At 60.8% G+C, this 17,251-nt stretch carries 17 protein-coding genes and 2 tRNA genes; 13 read left to right on the top strand and 6 right to left on the bottom strand.

The genetic code is table 11. The annotated features are described in order from the left end of the window. Window positions 1–211 precede the first annotated feature (211 nt). From LK540_RS17250 to LK540_RS17225, 6 genes are all read left to right on the top strand, one after another. Window positions 212–598 (top strand): hypothetical protein, encoded by a 387-nt coding sequence (locus tag LK540_RS17250; protein ID WP_229438537.1) that lies wholly within the window; start codon window positions 212–214, stop codon window positions 596–598. Window positions 599–602: 4 nt separating this feature from the next. Beyond that, a complete protein-coding gene (locus LK540_RS17245; RefSeq protein ID WP_229438536.1) occupies window positions 603–1,433 on the top strand; it encodes a hypothetical protein in 831 nt (276 codons plus the stop codon). Window positions 1,434–1,601: 168 nt separating this feature from the next. Continuing rightward, window positions 1,602–2,030, top strand: a complete 429-nt coding sequence (locus LK540_RS17240; protein WP_229438535.1) for a hypothetical protein — start codon at window positions 1,602–1,604, stop codon at window positions 2,028–2,030. Then, the gene (locus LK540_RS17235; protein WP_229438534.1) at window positions 2,030–2,494 is read left to right on the top strand and encodes a glycoside hydrolase family 73 protein; all 465 of its coding nucleotides are present in this window, start codon (window positions 2,030–2,032) and stop codon (window positions 2,492–2,494) included. Before LK540_RS17240 ends, LK540_RS17235 begins: the two co-directional genes overlap by 1 nt. After that, window positions 2,491–2,973, top strand: coding sequence for a hypothetical protein (locus LK540_RS17230; RefSeq protein WP_229438533.1), 483 nt, complete (start codon window positions 2,491–2,493; stop codon window positions 2,971–2,973). Before LK540_RS17235 ends, LK540_RS17230 begins: the two co-directional genes overlap by 4 nt. Window positions 2,974–3,389: 416 nt before the next feature. Next, entirely contained in the window at window positions 3,390–4,184 is a 795-nt protein-coding gene (locus tag LK540_RS17225) for a DNA adenine methylase (RefSeq protein WP_229438532.1), read from the top strand. A gap of 676 nt (window positions 4,185–4,860) precedes the next feature. Here the strand turns inward: LK540_RS17225 and LK540_RS17220 are convergent. Next, window positions 4,861–5,904, bottom strand: coding sequence for a site-specific integrase (locus tag LK540_RS17220; RefSeq protein WP_229438531.1), 1,044 nt, complete (start codon window positions 5,902–5,904; stop codon window positions 4,861–4,863). Between the two features lie 101 nt (window positions 5,905–6,005). Between LK540_RS17220 and dusA the strand changes: the two genes are divergently transcribed. The 5 genes from dusA to LK540_RS17195 all read left to right on the top strand — a co-directional run bounded on the left by dusA (window position 6,006) and on the right by LK540_RS17195 (window position 10,942). Beyond that, window positions 6,006–6,992 (top strand): tRNA dihydrouridine(20/20a) synthase DusA, encoded by a 987-nt coding sequence (gene dusA, locus LK540_RS17215; RefSeq protein ID WP_267498820.1) that lies wholly within the window; start codon window positions 6,006–6,008, stop codon window positions 6,990–6,992. A 498-nt stretch (window positions 6,993–7,490) separates the two neighbouring features. After that, entirely contained in the window at window positions 7,491–9,248 is a 1,758-nt protein-coding gene (locus LK540_RS17210) for a methyl-accepting chemotaxis protein (RefSeq protein WP_229438529.1), read from the top strand. 79 nt (window positions 9,249–9,327) lie between these two features. Then, on the top strand, window positions 9,328–9,672 hold the full coding sequence (locus tag LK540_RS17205; protein ID WP_229438528.1) for an energy transducer TonB: 345 nt from the start codon (window positions 9,328–9,330) through the stop codon (window positions 9,670–9,672). Window positions 9,673–9,896: 224 nt separating this feature from the next. After that, entirely contained in the window at window positions 9,897–10,301 is a 405-nt protein-coding gene (locus tag LK540_RS17200; protein ID WP_229438527.1) for a hypothetical protein, read from the top strand. Window positions 10,302–10,486: 185 nt separating this feature from the next. Beyond that, window positions 10,487–10,942 (top strand): hypothetical protein, encoded by a 456-nt coding sequence (locus tag LK540_RS17195; protein ID WP_229438526.1) that lies wholly within the window; start codon window positions 10,487–10,489, stop codon window positions 10,940–10,942. A gap of 134 nt (window positions 10,943–11,076) precedes the next feature. Here LK540_RS17195 and LK540_RS17190 read toward each other — a convergent pair. From LK540_RS17190 to LK540_RS17175, 4 genes are all read right to left on the bottom strand, one after another. Beyond that, window positions 11,077–11,152, bottom strand: a tRNA-His gene (locus LK540_RS17190). 75 nt (window positions 11,153–11,227) lie between these two features. Further along, window positions 11,228–12,094: a glutamate racemase gene (gene murI, locus LK540_RS17185; RefSeq protein WP_229438525.1), complete on the bottom strand. Its 867-nt coding sequence runs from the start codon at window positions 12,092–12,094 to the stop codon at window positions 11,228–11,230. Between the two features lie 77 nt (window positions 12,095–12,171). Beyond that, window positions 12,172–13,707, bottom strand: a complete 1,536-nt coding sequence (locus tag LK540_RS17180; RefSeq protein ID WP_229438524.1) for a fumarate hydratase — start codon at window positions 13,705–13,707, stop codon at window positions 12,172–12,174. 18 nt (window positions 13,708–13,725) lie between these two features. After that, entirely contained in the window at window positions 13,726–14,337 is a 612-nt protein-coding gene (locus LK540_RS17175) for a TIGR00645 family protein (RefSeq protein ID WP_229438523.1), read from the bottom strand. 190 nt (window positions 14,338–14,527) lie between these two features. Here LK540_RS17175 and acs point away from each other — a divergent pair, with 190 nt between their 5' ends. After that, on the top strand, window positions 14,528–16,525 hold the full coding sequence (gene acs / locus LK540_RS17170) for an acetate--CoA ligase (protein WP_229438522.1): 1,998 nt from the start codon (window positions 14,528–14,530) through the stop codon (window positions 16,523–16,525). A gap of 110 nt (window positions 16,526–16,635) precedes the next feature. Here the strand turns inward: acs and LK540_RS17165 are convergent, their stop codons facing one another. Beyond that, window positions 16,636–16,926: a KTSC domain-containing protein gene (locus LK540_RS17165; RefSeq protein ID WP_229438521.1), complete on the bottom strand. Its 291-nt coding sequence runs from the start codon at window positions 16,924–16,926 to the stop codon at window positions 16,636–16,638. Window positions 16,927–17,138: 212 nt separating this feature from the next. Here LK540_RS17165 and LK540_RS17160 point away from each other — a divergent pair. Further along, window positions 17,139–17,229: transfer RNA gene (locus tag LK540_RS17160), tRNA-Ser, on the top strand. Window positions 17,230–17,251 lie beyond the last annotated feature (22 nt).

Genomic DNA, 17,251 nt, shown 5'->3' with positions numbered 1-17,251 from the left:
AACTATGCCTCAAATTCAGTTATTGATGGTACGGCGCCGAGACAGCCGCATCATGGGGAACGCCTGGATCGAGCATCCGGATTCCGGCCCGTACATACCAATACATTCCCCGGTTGCCGAGGAAGACCTTGTGCCGCATGACACGCCTTTCACCCGTGAAGGGCGCCGGGACTCGGCGTGCGCATATCTGGTTGAGAACGAAATTGTATGGATGGATTTGATCTCCCTCGAGCAGCTGCGCGCCGATAAAGCGCAGGCGATCAGTGCCGCCTGCCGCGCGCACATCGAGCGAGGGTTCGAATGTGCCGTCCTGGGAGACGTCTACCTGTACCCGGCTAACCCGCAGGACCAAGCCAACCTGGTCGCGTCCGTCACCGACTCGCTGCTGGCTGGTGGTGATCCCGACTGGCGCACGCCATTCTGGTGTGCCGACCTGGCAGGCGAGCAGTGGGAATTCCGGCCGCATACGGTCGACCAGATCCAGCAGGTCGGCCGTGAAGGCAAAGCAGCGATCCTGGCTGCGATGCAAAAGAACGAAGTGCTGCAGCGGCAGATCGCCGTCGCCGCAGCTGAAGAACTCGAAACAATCACCTGGTGACCGAATGCCAAATCTGAAGATCATGAACCGCAATGCAGCCGGATACGCTGCACTCTCGGCCTCGCCAGTCGCACCAGGCATGTCGCCGGCCGCAATGCTCAACGACGTCAAAACCCACGTTTGCCGCGCGACGGGCACCGAGCTCGAGATCGTCCTGACCTGGGATGCTGCAGAGCGGATCGGTGGCGTGCACTTCCCGTGGTTCAACGGCTCGGCGCTGACCACGATTGAAGTCCTCGGCTACTCTGACAAGGGCGGCGCCAATAACGTCCTGAACACGGGTGTGCGGCTGGCGTGCCCAGCCCGCGCTCGTGCGCTCTTGCCGCCCTGGACCCCGCGCAGCGCCGCCAGCGCGTATGCGTATGGTGGTGGCGCCCACGCGTTCGCCTGGTTCGACAACATCAGCGTCAAGCGCCTGGTCATTCGGCTCAAGGACCCAGGAAGCCTGCAGGGCTACCTTGAGGTCTCGCGCATCTTCGTCGGCGAGGCCTTCACGCCGGACGAGAACGCGTCGTATGACCCAGCCCGCCTGCCAGTCAGCACCGGCACGTCCTTCCGCACTGGCGCCGGCGACCGCCGGTCTATCCCTGGTACAAAGCACTGGAGGCTGTCGATCGAGCTGGGCAGCATGACCGAGCGCGACCGTTCGTTCATCTGCGACATGTCGGTGGCCAACGGCACCGAGGTGCCGGTAATCGTCAGCCTGTACCCAGGCGATGCCTCGCGTGAGCGGGAGCGTGACCACCAGATATACGGCGCCCTGGTGCAGACCGCGGCGATGCGGCGGCCGAGCTTTGCGCAGCATGCCACCGAGCTGGAGTGGGAAAGTATGTAGGGCATTGCTTCGCTCGCTGAGCGGTCATCTGGTAGAGCGCACAGCACATCAAAGAAGTCTCATTTCTCCCTAGAAATGAGACAGGTCGATTGTTAACGTGGGCAGGTCTTATTCCTCCCAACACCCGACCTCGATGTGCAGACGTCTCCACTACGAATGAAAGAAGCTATGTCCCTAGAAACTACCGCCGGCGCCGGCGCCCTGATCAAACTTTTCGGTGGCGCGGCCCTTGCCGGCGGCGCTGCCGCCGCAATCGGCTACGTCGTCATGTGGCCGAGAACCCGCCGCGAAGCCGTCAGCCGCTTTGCCTGCTCCATTGCCGCCTCGGTGACGTTCGGCCCGGCACTCGCGATCGCAATGCATTCGGTCTGGCCAGGCCTGTTTGCGTCCGCCGGCGACCTGGCCGTGCAGGCGGGCCAGGCCCGCGATCTCGGCCTCCTGGTCGTCTCCGTTCCGTTCCTGGTGTTCGCGGCTCTGCCGGCCTGGTGGCTGCTGGGCGGCCTGATGCTGTGGCTGGACAAGCGTCGTGACAAGGATCTGGGTGAGATGGCCCAAGATGCTGCCGATGTGGTGCGTGACGTGCGGGAGGCCCTGTAATGCCGCCGACCGCTTTCCTCAAGATGCTGGTGCCGTTCGCGCAGGACTGTCAGCGTAAAACTGGCGTGCCGGCGTCGATCACCCTGGCTCAGGCGGCAATCGAATCGGGATGGGGCGAAAGGGCGCTCGGGAATAACCTGTTCGGCATCAAGGCTGACCGGAGCTGGAAGGGCAAGACAGTTCAGTTCCGCACCCGGGAGCATATCGCTGGGAAGAACTGGAACATTTTGGGCACATTCCGTGCGTACGACAGCTGGGAAGAGAGCATGGTCGACCACGCTCAGTTCTTCTTGAAGAATCCACGCTATAGCGCTTGCTTCAAAGAGACCACTGCTGAAGGCTGGGCGCGTGCCGTTCATGCCGCTGGCTATGCCACTGATCCCTACTATGCGCAGGTCCTGATTGACGTCATGAAGGGCCGCAATATGGCCCAGTACGACGTCTGGCCGAAGGTGGCAGCGTGAGCCGTCTCGAAACCTTCCTGATGAGCGTGATCGGCCTGGTTGGCCTGTTGACCGTGGCTGTAATCGGCGTGCGCTGGTACGGCGACATGCAGTACCACGCCGGACGCACCGATGCCGTCGAGGAGCGCGCTGCAGCTGACGCCTTCGCCGTCCTGCGCCGCACCGAAGAGAACGTTGTCCTGGCCCAGAGCCAGGGTGCCGCTTACTTGAAAATCACCGAGACAAAAAATGAAGAACTTGCTCCTGTGCGTGAGCGCATTGTCACTCAGCGCGTGTATGTCGGTTCCGCAATCTGTGGACCTGCCCCCACCACCGAAGACGCCGGCGCCGACAGCGGCGACGAAACCAATCCCGCCCGCAGGCTGGTTCGAGAAGACGCTGAGCGAGATATTAGAGCGCTGAAGGTCGAGGTCGAGGAGCACCTGGCCACTGGCCGGGCCTGCCAGGCGGTGCTGCGTGAGTATGGATTGGCGCCATAATGGATTTCCATCTTGCGACGCCGGACGGTGACATCTATTTGTTCAGCTATGACGGACAGGCGGTGCAGATCCCGCTAAGTCCTCCGGCGGCCTCAACGGGCAAATGCGTTGCTGAGCAAGAGAACTCCACGCCCGCGCCCACCGAATCGCCGTAGCGCGTGACCGATCATCTACAGCAATGGCGAATCTATCCAACGCAACTGATGCCCGATAGCGGGCGTATTCGCTGGCGGTAAGAAGTGGCGATTTCATAGGCACACTATACCGCTAGTTAAAGACAGGGCGCCAGGTCCGATTGCGTCAACAATCGAACCTGGCCTCAATCCACTGAAGCAGCCAGTGAACCGAGCAAAGGCTCTGCCACCTTCCGGAAGGCGGGCGGAGTCTAGCATATTTATTAAGCAAAAGGTTTACAGATGGCAACCCCAATCGTTCCATGGCTGGGCGGCAAGCGTCGCTTGGCTGACCACATCATTCCCCAGTTCCCTGCCCACAAGTGCTATGTGGAAGTCTTTGCCGGCGGCGCTGCGCTTTATTTCATGCGGCCGCCCGCAGACGTCGAGGTGATCAACGACATCAACGGCGAACTCGTCCGGCTCTACCGTGTCGTGCAAAACCACCTTGAGGAGTTCGTGCGGCACTTCAAATTTGCGCTTACCAGTCGCGAGGTGTTCAAATGGCACCAGGTGACACCGCCTGAGACCCTTACGGACATTCAAAGGGCGGTGCGGTTCTTTTACCTGCAGCAGCAATCGTTCGGAGGAAAAGTGCAGGGACAGTCCTGGGGCACGGCGACCACGGCGCCACCGATCAATCTGCTCCGCATCGAGGAGAACCTCTCAGCTGCGCACCTGCGGCTCGCCGGCACCTATATCGAAAACATGGACTGGCATAAGTTGATGGAGCGCTACGACCGGCCCCACACCCTGTTCTACCTGGACCCGCCATACTGGGAAACTGAAGGCTACGGCGTCGACTTCCCCTTCGAAGAGTATGTGCGTATGGCTGCATTGTTGAAGAAGCTGAAGGGTAAGGCAGTCATTAGCCTGAATGACCATCCAGACATTCGTCGGGTCTTCGGCGACTTTCAGATGGATACTCTGCCGATTAAATACTCGTGCGGTTCGGATACGGCTGGACGTGGCACGCAACGATCCGAGGTCGTGATCTACAGCTGGGACCGTGCAGCAGAGCCTGCAGGACTGTTCTAATGGATTTGGGCTGTGCAGACGTCTGCACAGCCCCTAACTCGCATGAGCGTGTTTGATATACTGGATAAAAAACCAGTAATCGAAACAAATGCGATTTAAGCCACCTCTTACAAAAGCTGAGTTACAGGCGATCCAAGATAGGAGTGCAGATGCTGATGTGCGCTCGCTCCTATGGGAGGTAGCTCGCCTGCGTTCTGTCGTTCTGTATGCTGACCAGCTGCAGCGAATGCTCGGGCCGCTCGCTGGGCCGCAGGGAACGCTCCTCGAGTCTCTCCGGGAGATGTTACGAGAGGAGCCTTGTGTAAAGGAATTCCCTCGACTACCACCTGGGGCCTAAGCGGCCAGGCGTTCTTCTTCTACCTTCGGGGGTATCTCGTTGCTCGGCGGGTGTGGTCGTGCGAAGTGGCTTTGGAGATCGCCTCTTTTAGTGATATGCCACGATCCGTAGGATAGATCTTGCATCTCATGGTCAGGCTCGCGCTCTGCCTGGCAAATACTGCAGACGTGAAGTTCTTCATTAACGAGTACCCATTGGTGGGAAACAAAGAATCCACGAATCCAGTTCCACATTTTTATCCCCGAATAGTATTTTCTGCCAAGCTACATGAGAAATTTACAACTGGCAAGTCATCAGTACGCAGATAGGACGAAGTTCCATCAGCCATGCAACCTCAAATTAACCGTGCTGCTGTGTTGTGTTGCTGCGGTGAAGGTCTCGAGCTTTAATTTGTGTGTATCTGGCGAGCATCTTCCAATCACGATGACCGGAAACTAATGCAACCTCCTGGATCTGATAGCCTTGCTCGAACAGCCGGGATACCCCTTCATGGCGTAAGTCGTGAAAGTGCAGGTCTTCTATCTTAAGTGCTTTTTTTGCACGCGGGAATATCGTGGACACTGTGTCGGCTAGGACGGGAAAAATTCGGCTCTCTGCCGTCAGGTTCGCTGGTTTGGGCTGGCGTTGCACGATCTCGAATGTGCGGCCGAGCAAAGGCACCTCTTGATCGTTTCCGACTTTTTCCCGTGGGTGCTTTCGGTTCCGAATAATTATTGTTCGGTCGCCTTCATTAAGGTCGATCCAACGCAGCAGCGTGATCTCCTCGATACGCATGGCGGATTCGATCGCGAAATGGATGATGTCCCGCATTGGAAGAGAAGAGTGCTTGTCTAGGTAGTCGCACAGCTGGTCGATCTCCTCCTTGGTCGGCCGCCGCTTACGCTCCGTCGACTTAGTTGATATTTTCAGATGCCCCATGTTGGCACGTGCGGCCTCGATCGGCTCAAGGCTGATCGGGAGCTTCCACAGTCCCTTGGCAGTTTTGAAGACGCCGGCGAGGTAGGTGAGGTCAATCCCGATCGTAACGCCCGAGGCGCCTCCTTTGCGGCGGTCACGTACGAATTTGGTCAAGTAGTCGTCTGTAACGTCTGCCACGGCGACGTCACCGTGGTTGCGGCACCAGGCATTAAGCACTGCCGTTTTATTTTTCCCGAACGGATGCTCGGCCCCGATCTCCTCAATGTACCGGTCGATGAGCTGTTTTAAGGTAAGATTCGCCAGTCCACGCACGTCCTTGAAGCGCTTCGCATCCATCTCCGCCTCGATCTTCCGGGCCCATTGGGTCGCCTGGGCTTTGGTCGAGAATGTTTCCGCTACCGATTTGTGTCCCTTGCGGCGTATTTGCGCTCGCCAGGTGTCGCCAATTTTTAGGATGGAAGCCATGTAGCAATTTCGTAGCACTGCGGTTGAGATAGTGCGGAATTTTGCGGGAAACTGCGGGAAATAGCAAACTACTGATTACATAGGAAAAAGCAGGTGCTTCAATGACTTACGGAAAGCGAAAATTAAGTGTAGCGCCCATGATGGACTGGACCGACCGCCACTGCCGCGTCTTCCACCGCCAGATCACGAAACACACCTGGCTCTACACCGAAATGGTCACCACCGGCGCCCTGGTCTACGGCGACGTCGAGCGCCACCTGCGCTACGACGGGGTCGAGCATCCGGTCGCCCTGCAGCTGGGCGGCAGCGAACCGGCCGACCTGGCCAAGAGCGCGAAGCTGGGCCAGGAGTGGGGCTACGACGAGATCAACCTGAACTGCGGCTGCCCATCCGAGCGCGTGCAGAAGGGCGCCTTTGGCGCCTGCCTGATGAACGAGCCGCAGCTGGTGGCCGACTGCGTGAAGGCGATGCGCGACGCGGTGACGATCGACGTGACCGTGAAGCACCGCATCGGCATCGACAAGAACGAGGAATACGGTTTCGTGCGCGATTTCGTCGGCACGATCGCCGATGCCGGCTGCCGCACCTTCATCGTCCACGCCCGGAATGCCATCCTGAAGGGCCTGTCGCCAAAGGAAAACCGCGAGATCCCGCCGCTGCGCTACGAGGTGGCCTACCAGCTCAAGCGCGACTTTCCGGAGCTGGAAATTCTGATCAACGGCGGCATCAAGACGAACGACGAGATCGCGCTGCACCTGCAGCACGTGGACGGCGTCATGCTCGGACGCGAGGCCTATCACAATCCCTACCTGATGGCGGAATGGGATGCGCGCTTCTATGGCGACGACGCGCCGGCCAAGACCCGCGCCGAGGTGCTGGCGGCGATGGTGCCGTATATCGCCGACCAGCTGGCGCGCTATGGCGGGTACGGCCTGAAGCTGAACAGCATCACGCGCCACATGCTGGGCCTGACCGCCGGCCTGCCTGGCGCACGCGCGTTCCGCCAGATGCTGTCGGACCCGAAGAAGCTGGCCACGGCCGATCCGCAGCTGTTGCTCGAGGCGGCGGCGGGGATTCGCAACCTGTAGGCGGCAGCAAGACTCATATCCGCAAAGCGGCGCTCTAGGAGCGCCGCTTTTGCGTTTACGCGCACGTATCGTTCAGGCGTGGTGCGTGGCCACGGCGCGTGTTGCCCGGACCAACAGACTCGACTTTTGTGTTTCCATGTAGATACAAGCAATTCTGTATGGTAATGACAATGATTGTAATAGCAAGAAATTGCGTATTCTTCTGACCAGATGTAGGAAATTTGCTACACGGAAATAATAATTTGTGTAGACATCTCAAGGCCGAGCTTGCTCTAGGGCAAGTGCCAATCCATAATTTAGCTGGTAGCAAACGAAGATTTGTTAAAGAAACACTCCGGTCCGAGGGGTGTTTCTCGTATATGCATAAATTTCCATGTGACGCCGCACGATTTGATTTATCCTTCCGGAAACAGTTTCCGTAAGGGAAGTCTGCGACTGACACAGCATGCGGACACACTGGCTCCAGGCAAATCTGAATAACAGAATAGGGAAGGCGAAATGAATTTATCGAACATGAAGGTCGGTATGCGCTTGGGGCTGGGGTTCGCCCTGGTGCTGGTGTTGCTGGTGGCGGTGACCGTGGTCGGCGTGCTGCGCATGGGCCAGATCCAGGATCGCCTCGATCACGTGGTAAGCGTGAACAACGTGTCGAGCCGCATGGTCATCGAGATGCGCAACAACGTGCAGGACCGCCTGGCATCGCTGCGCGTGCTGACCCTGATGGCCGACCCTGCCGACATGGAACCGGAACTCAAGAAGTTCAAGGACCAGTCCGCCAAGTACACCGAAGCGCAGACCAAGGTCAGCCAGATTTTCGCGAGCAACGGCAGCGAGGCCGAGAAAGCCCTGCTGGCCGAAGTCAAGCAGCATGAAGCCGCCGCCCTGCCGGCGATTGCCAAGGCGTCGGAACTCTACCTGGCCAACAACGCCATGGACGCCACCCGCGTGATGGTGAAGGAAGTGCGTCCGGTCCAGAAGAAGTGGACTGAAGCGCTGGACAAGCTGGTGCAGCTGGAGGACAAGCAAAGCGCCCAGAGCCAGCAGGACGCCGAAGCCGCCTTCGTGAATGCCCGTAACTTCATGGTCATCATGCTGGTCGTGGCCGTCGTCATGGGCGTGGCCGCTGCCTGGTTCATCACCCGCGGCCTGATCAAGCAGCTGGGCGGCGAGCCCGACTACACCACCAAGATTGCCGGCAGCATCGCCCACGGCAACCTGGCCATCGACATCGACACCAGCACCGCCGACAAGGGCAGCCTGCTGTCGGAAATGAGCGAAATGCGCAACAGCCTGGTCAAGATCGTCGGCCAGGTGCGCCGCGGTACCGAAACCATCGGCACCGCCTCGCGTGAAATCGCCGCTGGCAACATCGACCTGTCCTCGCGTACCGAACTGCAGGCCAGCTCGCTGGAAAAGACTGCCTCGGCAATGGAAACCCTGACCACCACCGTGCGCCAGAACGCGGAACACGCTCGTGAAGCGAACCACCTGGCGGCCAGCGCTTCCGACGTGGCCCGCAAGGGCGGCGACGTGGTGTCGCAAGTGGTCGGCACGATGGGCGAGATCAACAGCTCGGCCAGCAAGATCGCCGACATCATCGGCGTCATCGACGGCATCGCCTTCCAGACCAACATCCTGGCGCTGAACGCGGCAGTGGAAGCCGCCCGTGCTGGCGAACAGGGCCGCGGCTTCGCGGTCGTGGCATCCGAAGTGCGCAACCTGGCCCAGCGTTCGGCTGCGGCGGCAAAAGAAATCAAGACCCTGATCGGCGACTCGGTCGAGAAGGTCGAGCGCGGCAGCAAGCTGGTCGGCCAGGCCGGCGTGACGATGGACGAAGTGGTGGCGAGCGTGAAGCGCGTGACCGACATCATGGGCGAGATCGCCAACGCCAGCGCCGAGCAGAGCGCCGGCATCGAGCAGGTGAACATGTCGATCATCGAGATGGACAGCATGACCCAGCAGAACGCGGCGCTGGTCGAGGAAGCGGCTGCTGCGGCCCAGAGCCTGCAGGACCAGGCGGGCGAACTGGCGCGCGTGGTCAGCATCTTCAAGCTGATCGAAGGCGAAGACGGCGGCGCCGAACTGGCAGCCGTGGCACCTGCGGCCAGCGTGCCGGCGGTGCGCGCCCCGGCAGTGCGCCAGGCACGTCCGGCGCTGAAGAAACCGGCGGCAGCGGCTGCCCCGGCAAAGTCCGCCGCAGCCAAGCCGAAGAAGGCGCCGGTTGCAGCGGGCAACGATGAATGGGAAGAATTCTGATTACGGCGAAGTTGCCGGGCACACTGAAAGACCGCAAGCAGTCAGCGGCACATTAACTCACTTTTTGGGAATACTAATTATGAAAAAGCCTTACCTGAGCGCCATTGCCACCCTCGTTTTCGCTTCGATCGCCGGCTCGGCCTTCGCCGCTGAAGTGCCTGCTTCCTTCGACCCGTCCAAGTGCAAGGTCGAGTACCCGAAAGCCTCGCTGATGAACGAAGAGCAGGGCGTGACCTCGCTGAGCTTCGTGGTCGGCGCCGACGGCAGCGTCGTCGATTCGAAGCTGGAAAAATCGAGCGGTTTCAAAGGCCTGGACAAGGCAGCCCAGAAAGGCCTGTCGGCTTGCAAGTTCAAGCCGGGCACCAAGGACGGCTCGCCAGCCCAGACCACCACCAAGGTCGACTACGCCTGGAAGCTGGACTAATCTGTCCGTTCAGGATGGGTAATGCGAACAGCCGGCTGATGCCGGCTGTTTTATTTTCCGGTCATGGAAATAGGGCGCGTTTGTTACACATGGCACGGCTGCCGTTACGCCGCTGTTACGTTCCCTGCTGGAATTGTTTCGATTGTAAGCACTTGCATCAGTGCTACTGTGCGCAGGAAGCTTTGGCTATAGTGATCTCACACCGAAACAAAAGGAGCACTACCATGAAACGAATCCTCTTGACCGCAGCAGCCGTCCTGATCAGCACCGCAGCCCTCAGCCCGGCACAAGCCTACCAGCCACATGGCCGTACCGAGGTCATCATCGTGAAGAAGGCGCCGCCTGCGCCGCGCCGCGAAGCTGTGCCGGCCGCACGCCGCGGTTTCGAATGGGTGCCGGGTTACTGGAACTGGTCGGGCAACCGTTACACCTGGGTGAAAGGCCACTACGAGAAAGTGCGTCCGGGTTATGTCTACCAGCGCGCTGAATGGCGCCGCGACCGGAATGGCTGGTACCTGGAGCGTGGCGGTTGGCAGCACGGCGACCGCGTGGCCCCGCGCCATGACCGCGACGGCGATGGCGTGCCAAACCGTGCAGATGCGCGTCCAAACAATCCGAATCGTTACTGATCGCGGTCAGGCCGGCAAGCCGGCCAACCTGATCGAAAAAGGCCACCGCGAGGTGGCCTTTTTTCATGCCTGCTGCATGCGCGGAGCTTGCATCAGTCCAGACTGTTCTCTTTTTTAACACGATACCGGTGAACGCCGATAGAATTGGTTTTGGGAAATCCACTACCAACAATAAAGGATGTTCGATGAAAGAAGTAACTGGTCAATTGAAGATGCTCGGTTCGGGCTCGGTCACGCGTGGGAACGTCGGTTCGTCCTTCGTGAAGTACAACACGATCCAGATCGGCAATACGATCCTGCAAAAGATCGTCACGGCGCAGAGCCTGGACGATTTCATCCAGAAGGGCCTGGGGCATGAAGTGACGCTGTTCCTGAACAAGAACATGCTGGTTGCGGTGAAGCTCCAGGATGGCCAGGTGTATTACTGGAAGCGTAGCGTCGGCCTGTTCCTGATGTCGGTGCTGGTGAGCCTGTTGATACTGGGCTTTGCGATCGTGGTCGGCGGCGCGGCGGGCAATTTCATCATCCCGGTCGTGATCGCACTTGCGGTGATTTTCTTCACCATGGCGCCGTTCATCCTGCAGACTGTTTCCTACCAGCCGAAACTGGCGGCCCTGGGTGGCATTCCCCTGAGGGGCTGATTCCCTGATGGGCTGATACGGCAAGATAGGCCGGAGACGCGATGTCTTCCGGCTTGCCTTCGCTTCCTGAGTTCAGCAATAAAAAAAGGGTTACAAGCCGGAGCGTTGTAACCCTTTCTCTTACTGCGAATTCTTGGGGTGGCTGATGGGACTCGAACCCACGACAACAGGAATCACAATCCTGGACTCTACCAACTGAGCTACAGCCACCATTGTCTTGCTTTTTGTCTTCAGTGCTGCGAAGACAGAACAAGATTATACAAACTCCGAAGCAAACTGGCAAATCTAATTGTTAGGTCCAATCAACATTGTTCCGGACGGGCTCGCCGCGACCTCGTGCACCGGCGGATCGATGCCAAGCAGGCTGGCGAATGCCGCCGACAGGGCGGTCGAGCTGGCGCTGGTGTAGCCGTCCAGGCGTGCAGGTCCCGCCACGGTATTCGCCAGTCCGGCAGCCGCCAGCAGGCGCGCCAGGTGCCGCGCCACCGCGTCGCCGGTATCGACCAGCGTCACGGCGCGCTCGGTGCTGCGCGCAATGACTTTCTCGATCGAGGCCTGCACCAGCGGGTAATGGGTGCAGCCCAGCACCAGGGTATCGGCGCCGGCGTCCAGCAGCGGCACAACGAAGCGCGCCAGCAGCGCGTCGGTGACGTCGGAGTCGAGTTCGCCCAGCTCGATCTGGTCGACCAAGCCGGGGCAGGGCTGGAGCAGGAAGCGAGCGCCGGTGGCTGCGCTGACCTGGTCGCGCAGCTGCAGGAACTTGGCGCCGGCGAGCGTGCGCTCGGTGGCGATCACGCCGACGGTGCCGCTGCGCGTGGCTGCCGCCGCCGGTTTCAGGCCCGGCTCGACACCGACGATGATCAGTTCGGGGAAGCGCTCGCGCAGGCGCGCGATTGCCGCTACGGTGGCAGTGTTGCAGGCGACGACGACGGCTTTCACGCCTTGCTCGACGAGGAAGCTGCCAACCGCTAGCACACGCTCGGCGACCACGGATTCGGGCTTGCCGCCGTAAGGGGCGAAGCCGGAGTCGGCGAAATACAGCAGGTGTTCGTGCGGCAGCTGCGCGCGGATGTGGCGCAGGACCGAGAGGCCGCCCACGCCGGAATCGAAGATGCCGACGGGAGCGGTGGGGGAGAAGAGGGGTGTTGTCATCGGTTGTGACCGGGAGGCGATGTGTCCACGCGAACGGCAGTTGAACGCGTGGACGCCATGGCCGTCCACCCTGCGTCTTACGCTACCGTGACAGGGATGTTCTTCAGCGATTCAATCTTCGCTGCCCATTCCTTCGGACCGGTGTTGTGCACCGAGGTGCCGGTCGAATCGACGGCCACCGTCACCGGCATGTCCTGCACCTCGAACTCGTAGATCGCTTCCATGCCCAGGTCTTCGAAGCCGATGACCTTGGCCGACTTAATGGCCTTCGAGACCAGGTAGGCCGAGCCGCCGACCGCCATCAGGTAGGCCGACTTGTGCTTCTGGATCGACTCGATCGCGATTGGGCCGCGCTCGGCCTTGCCGATCATCGAGATCAGGCCGGTCTTCTCCAGCATCATGTCGGTGAACTTGTCCATGCGGGTCGCGGTGGTCGGGCCTGCCGGGCCGACGACTTCATCGCCCACCGGATCGACCGGACCGACGTAGTAGATCACGCGGTTGGTGAAGTCCACCGGCAGCTGCTCGCCCTTGGCCAGCATGTCCTGGATGCGCTTGTGAGCGGCATCGCGGCCGGTCAGCATCTTGCCGTTCAGGAGCAGGGTCTGGCCCGGCTGCCAGGACGCGACTTCTTCCTTGGTCAGCGTGTCGAGGTCGACGCGCTTCGATTTCTGGGTGTCCGGGGTCCAGTGCACTTCAGGCCAGGTCGACAGCGCAGGCGGTTCGATGTACGAAGGACCGGAGCCGTCGAGCACGAAGTGGGCGTGGCGGGTAGCGGCGCAGTTCGGGATCATCGCCACCGGCTTGGAAGCCGCGTGGGTCGGGTACATGCTGATCTTCACGTCGAGCACGGTGGTCAGGCCGCCCAGGCCCTGGGCGCCGATGCCGAGCGCGTTGATCTTGTCGCACAGTTCGATACGCAGTTCTTCCAGCTTGTTTTGCGGGCCGCGCTGCTTGAGCTCGTACATGTCGATGTCTTCCATCAGCGACTCTTTCGCCATCAGCATGGCCTTTTCGGCCGAGCCGCCGATACCGATGCCGAGCATGCCCGGCGGGCACCAGCCGGCGCCCATCAGCGGCACCGTCTTCAGGACCCAGTCGACCAGCGAGTCGGACGGGTTCAGCATCACGAACTTGGTCTTGTTTTCCGAGCCGCCGCCCTTGGCCGCGACCTTCACGTCGACCGTGTCGCCCGGGACCAGCTCCATGTGGACCACGGCCGGGGTGTTGTCCTTGGTGTTCTTGCGCTCGAAGTGCGGGTCGGCGACGATCGAGGCGCGCAGCTTGTTGTCAGGGAAGTTGTACGCGCGGCGCACGCCTTCGTTGACGGCGTCGGTGATCGAGCCGCTGCCGAAGCCTTCGAAGCGCACGTTCATGCCGACCTTCAGGAAGACGTTGACGATGCCGGTGTCCTGGCAGATCGGACGCTTGCCTTCGGCGCACATGCGCGAGTTGGTCAGGATCTGCGCGATCGCGTCTTTCGCTGCCGGGCTTTGCTCGGCTTCATAGGCGCGCGCCAGGTGCTGGATGTAGTCAGCCGGGTGGTAATAGCTGATGTACTGGAGCGCAGCGGCGACCGATTCGATCAGGTCTTCCTGTTTGATGACTGTCATGACAATTCTCTTGTGATGTTAGTGGTGCTTTGGCTGGTGGTGCGTGGTGGTGGTGATGCGGTCGGTCCAGGAAATGGCCAGGGCCGAGACCAGGAAGGCGCAATGGATCGTGGTCTGGGCAATCAGTACCTTGGGGTCGTAGGCGCCCGCATTGATGAAGGTCTTCAGCAGGTGGATCGAGGAGATGCCGATGATGGCCATCGCCAGCTTGGTCTTCAGCACCGAGGCGTTCACGTGCGACAGCCATTCCGGCTGGTCCGGGTGGCCTTCGAGGTGCATGCGCGAGACAAAGGTTTCGTAGCCGCCGACGATCACCATGATCAACAGGTTCGAGATCATGACCACGTCGATCAGGCCCAGCACCACCAGCATGATGGTGGTTTCGGTCAGCTTGTTCGGACGTACCGAGCCCGGCACAGTAACGACGTCGAGGATGTGGTTCAGCGATTCGACGTTGCCGAAGGCGGCGCCGATCAGGTCCTTCAGCTCGACCCAGAAATGGAACACGTAGACGCACTGCGCCAGGATCAGGCCCAGGTAGAGCGGCAACTGCAGCCAGCGGCTGGCGAAAATCAGGTTATTGAGGGGAGTGAGCTTGCGTTGTTCGAGGGGAGGTGGGTTTTGCGACATCGGGTACGGCTCCAGGGTTCCGTCAACATTCAGCCCATCATTTTACACCTCTCCTGCCGCGTTGCAGCAGACCGCATCGGTTTGCCCGATGGTTGGTAGAATCACACGCATAAGGGATGGCGCGGCTCGTAAGCGTTCAGTAAGCGAGCGCGCCTATGGTGTCTGGCAAAACTACTACATGGAGACTAGCATGGCCGAGAACGAGACCAATCAGGAAAACCATGGCTTGCAGGAACACCGCGTGTTTCCGCCGCCAGCCGGGTTCGCCGCCAATGCCGCCATTTCGGGCATGGACGCCTACAACAAACTGTGCGCGGAAGCCGAAAGCGACTACGAAGGCTTCTGGGCGCGCCTGGCGCGCGAGCACCTCGACTGGCACCAGGACTTCACCAGCACGCTCGACGAATCGGATGCGCCTTTCTACAAGTGGTTCAAGGATGGCCAGCTGAACGCATCGTACAACTGCCTCGACCGCAACCTGACGAACGGGAATGCCGACAAGGCCGCCATCATCTTCGAGGCCGACGACGGCAGCGTCACCCGGGCCACCTACCGCGAGCTGCACGAGCGCGTCTGCAAGTTCGCCAACGGCCTGAAGAGCCGCGGTATCAAGAAAGGCGACCGCGTCATCATCTACATGTCGATGTCGATCGAAGGCGTGGCCGCGATGCAGGCCTGCGCGCGCATCGGCGCTACCCACTCGGTGGTGTTCGGCGGCTTCTCGGCCAAGTCGTTGCAGGAACGCATCATCGACGCCGGCGCCGTGGCCATCATCACCGCCGACGAGCAGCAGCGCGGCGGCAAGGCACTGCCCCTGAAAGCCATCGTCGACGAAGCGCTGGCGCTGGGCGGCTGCGAGTCGGTAAAAGACGTGATCGTCTACAAACGCACCGGCGGCAATATCGCCTGGGTCGAGGGGCGCGACATGGCGCTGTCCGAGCTGGTCGAAGGCCAGTCCGCCGAATGCGAACCGGAATGGGTGGATGCCGAGCACCCGCTGTTCATCCTCTACACCTCGGGCTCGACCGGCACCCCGAAAGGCGTGCAGCACTCGACCGGCGGCTATCTGCTGTGGGCCGCGCTGACCATGAAATGGTCGTTCGACATCAAGCCGCAGGACGTGTTCTGGTGCACCGCCGACATCGGCTGGGTGACCGGCCACAGCTACATCGCCTATGGCCCGCTGGCCGTGGGCGGCACGCAGGTCGTGTTCGAAGGCGTGCCGACTTACCCGAACGCCGGGCGCTTCTGGGAAACCATCGCCAAGCACAAGGTGTCGATCTTCTACACCGCGCCGACGGCGATCCGCTCGCTTATTAAAGCTTCGGATGTGGACGAAAAAGTCCACCCGAAGAACTACGACCTGTCCTCGCTGCGCCTGCTGGGTTCCGTGGGCGAGCCGATCAATCCGGAAGCCTGGATGTGGTACTACAAGAATGTGGGTGGGGAACGCTGCCCGATCGTCGACACCTTCTGGCAGACCGAAACCGGCGGCCACATGATCACGCCGCTGCCGGGCGCGACGCCGATGGTGCCGGGCTCGTGCACGCTGCCGCTGCCGGGCATCATGGCGGCGATCGTCGACGAATCGGGGGCGGATGTGGCGAACGGGCAGGGCGGTATTCTGGTGGTAAAACGTCCGTGGCCGTCGATGATCCGCACCATCTGGAATAACCCGGACCGCTTCCGCACCAGCTACTTCCCTGAGGAACTGGGCGGCAAGTATTACCTGGCCGGCGATGGCGCGATCCGCAACAAGGACACGGCCTACTTCACGATTACCGGACGTATCGACGACGTGCTGAACGTGTCCGGGCACCGCATGGGTACGATGGAAATCGAATCGGCGCTGGTGGCCAATCCGATCGTGGCCGAGGCGGCCGTGGTTGGCAAGCCGGACGACACCACGGGCGAATCGATCTGCGCGTTCGTCGTGCTGAAGCAGGCGCGGCCGACGGGCGAGGAAGCGAAGAAGCTGGCGGCTGAGCTGCGTACCTGGGTCGGCAAGGAGATCGGCCCGATCGCCAAGCCGAAGGAGATCCGCTTTGGCGACAATCTGCCGAAGACGCGCTCCGGCAAGATCATGCGCCGCCTGCTGCGCGTGCTGGCCAAGGGCGAGACCATTACCCAGGACGTGTCGACGCTGGAGAATCCGGCGATCCTGGAGCAGTTGAAGGAAGCGTCCTGATGTGACGGGCGCCCGGCTGGGGCGCCTGAATCGAAGCGTGCCGGCGCCGCCCTGTTTCGACAGGGCGGCGTTGTTTCATGTGCTGTCTTATTTGTTGCTTATTTGCTGTCTCAGGCGCCGTCCGGCTCGCCGCCGAAGGCTTTCATCAGGGCCTCGCGGTCGAGGGTTTTCTTGTCGGTCGACACGGCGGCGCGGCCGCGGCGGCCCGTGAATTCTTCTTCGATATTGTCGCGGTAATAGCTCCAGGGCGAGCCCGAGGTGGAGAGCTTGCGCCAGACTTCGGTGCCGACGGCGGCATAGTCGATGGCGCTGCCGTCGTCGAATTCCACGCGCAGCGTGCGCTCGCGGGCGTCGTAGCCGATGGCGCGCAGCTTGCCGGCGTTAATGTTCTTCATTTCCATGGTGTTCTCCTGGTGTGTCGCCGTCTGCCGGCAGACGGCACTCCTGCATCAACGGCAGGGAAGGGAATACGTTGACAGCCGCGGGGATCGGCTGGCGGTGCGGACCTGGCAGAGCCAGCTCGCGGCGCGACGCTTGCCAAGATGCTCTTGTACAGCCGAGAAACCTTGTTATAATAGGCGGCTTCGCGTGAACGCATGCGCGGAACCCATCAGGAGAGATGGATGAGTGGTTTAAGTCGCACGCCTGGAAAGCGTGTATAGGTTCATAGCCTATCGGGGGTTCGAATCCCCCTCTCTCCGCCAAGGATTCATGAGGCCTCCAGCG

This window comes from Massilia sp. IC2-278 (genome assembly GCF_020708045.1).
Taxonomy (GTDB): domain Bacteria; phylum Pseudomonadota; class Gammaproteobacteria; order Burkholderiales; family Burkholderiaceae_D; genus Telluria.
This window is presented reverse-complemented; position numbering and strand designations above follow the sequence as displayed.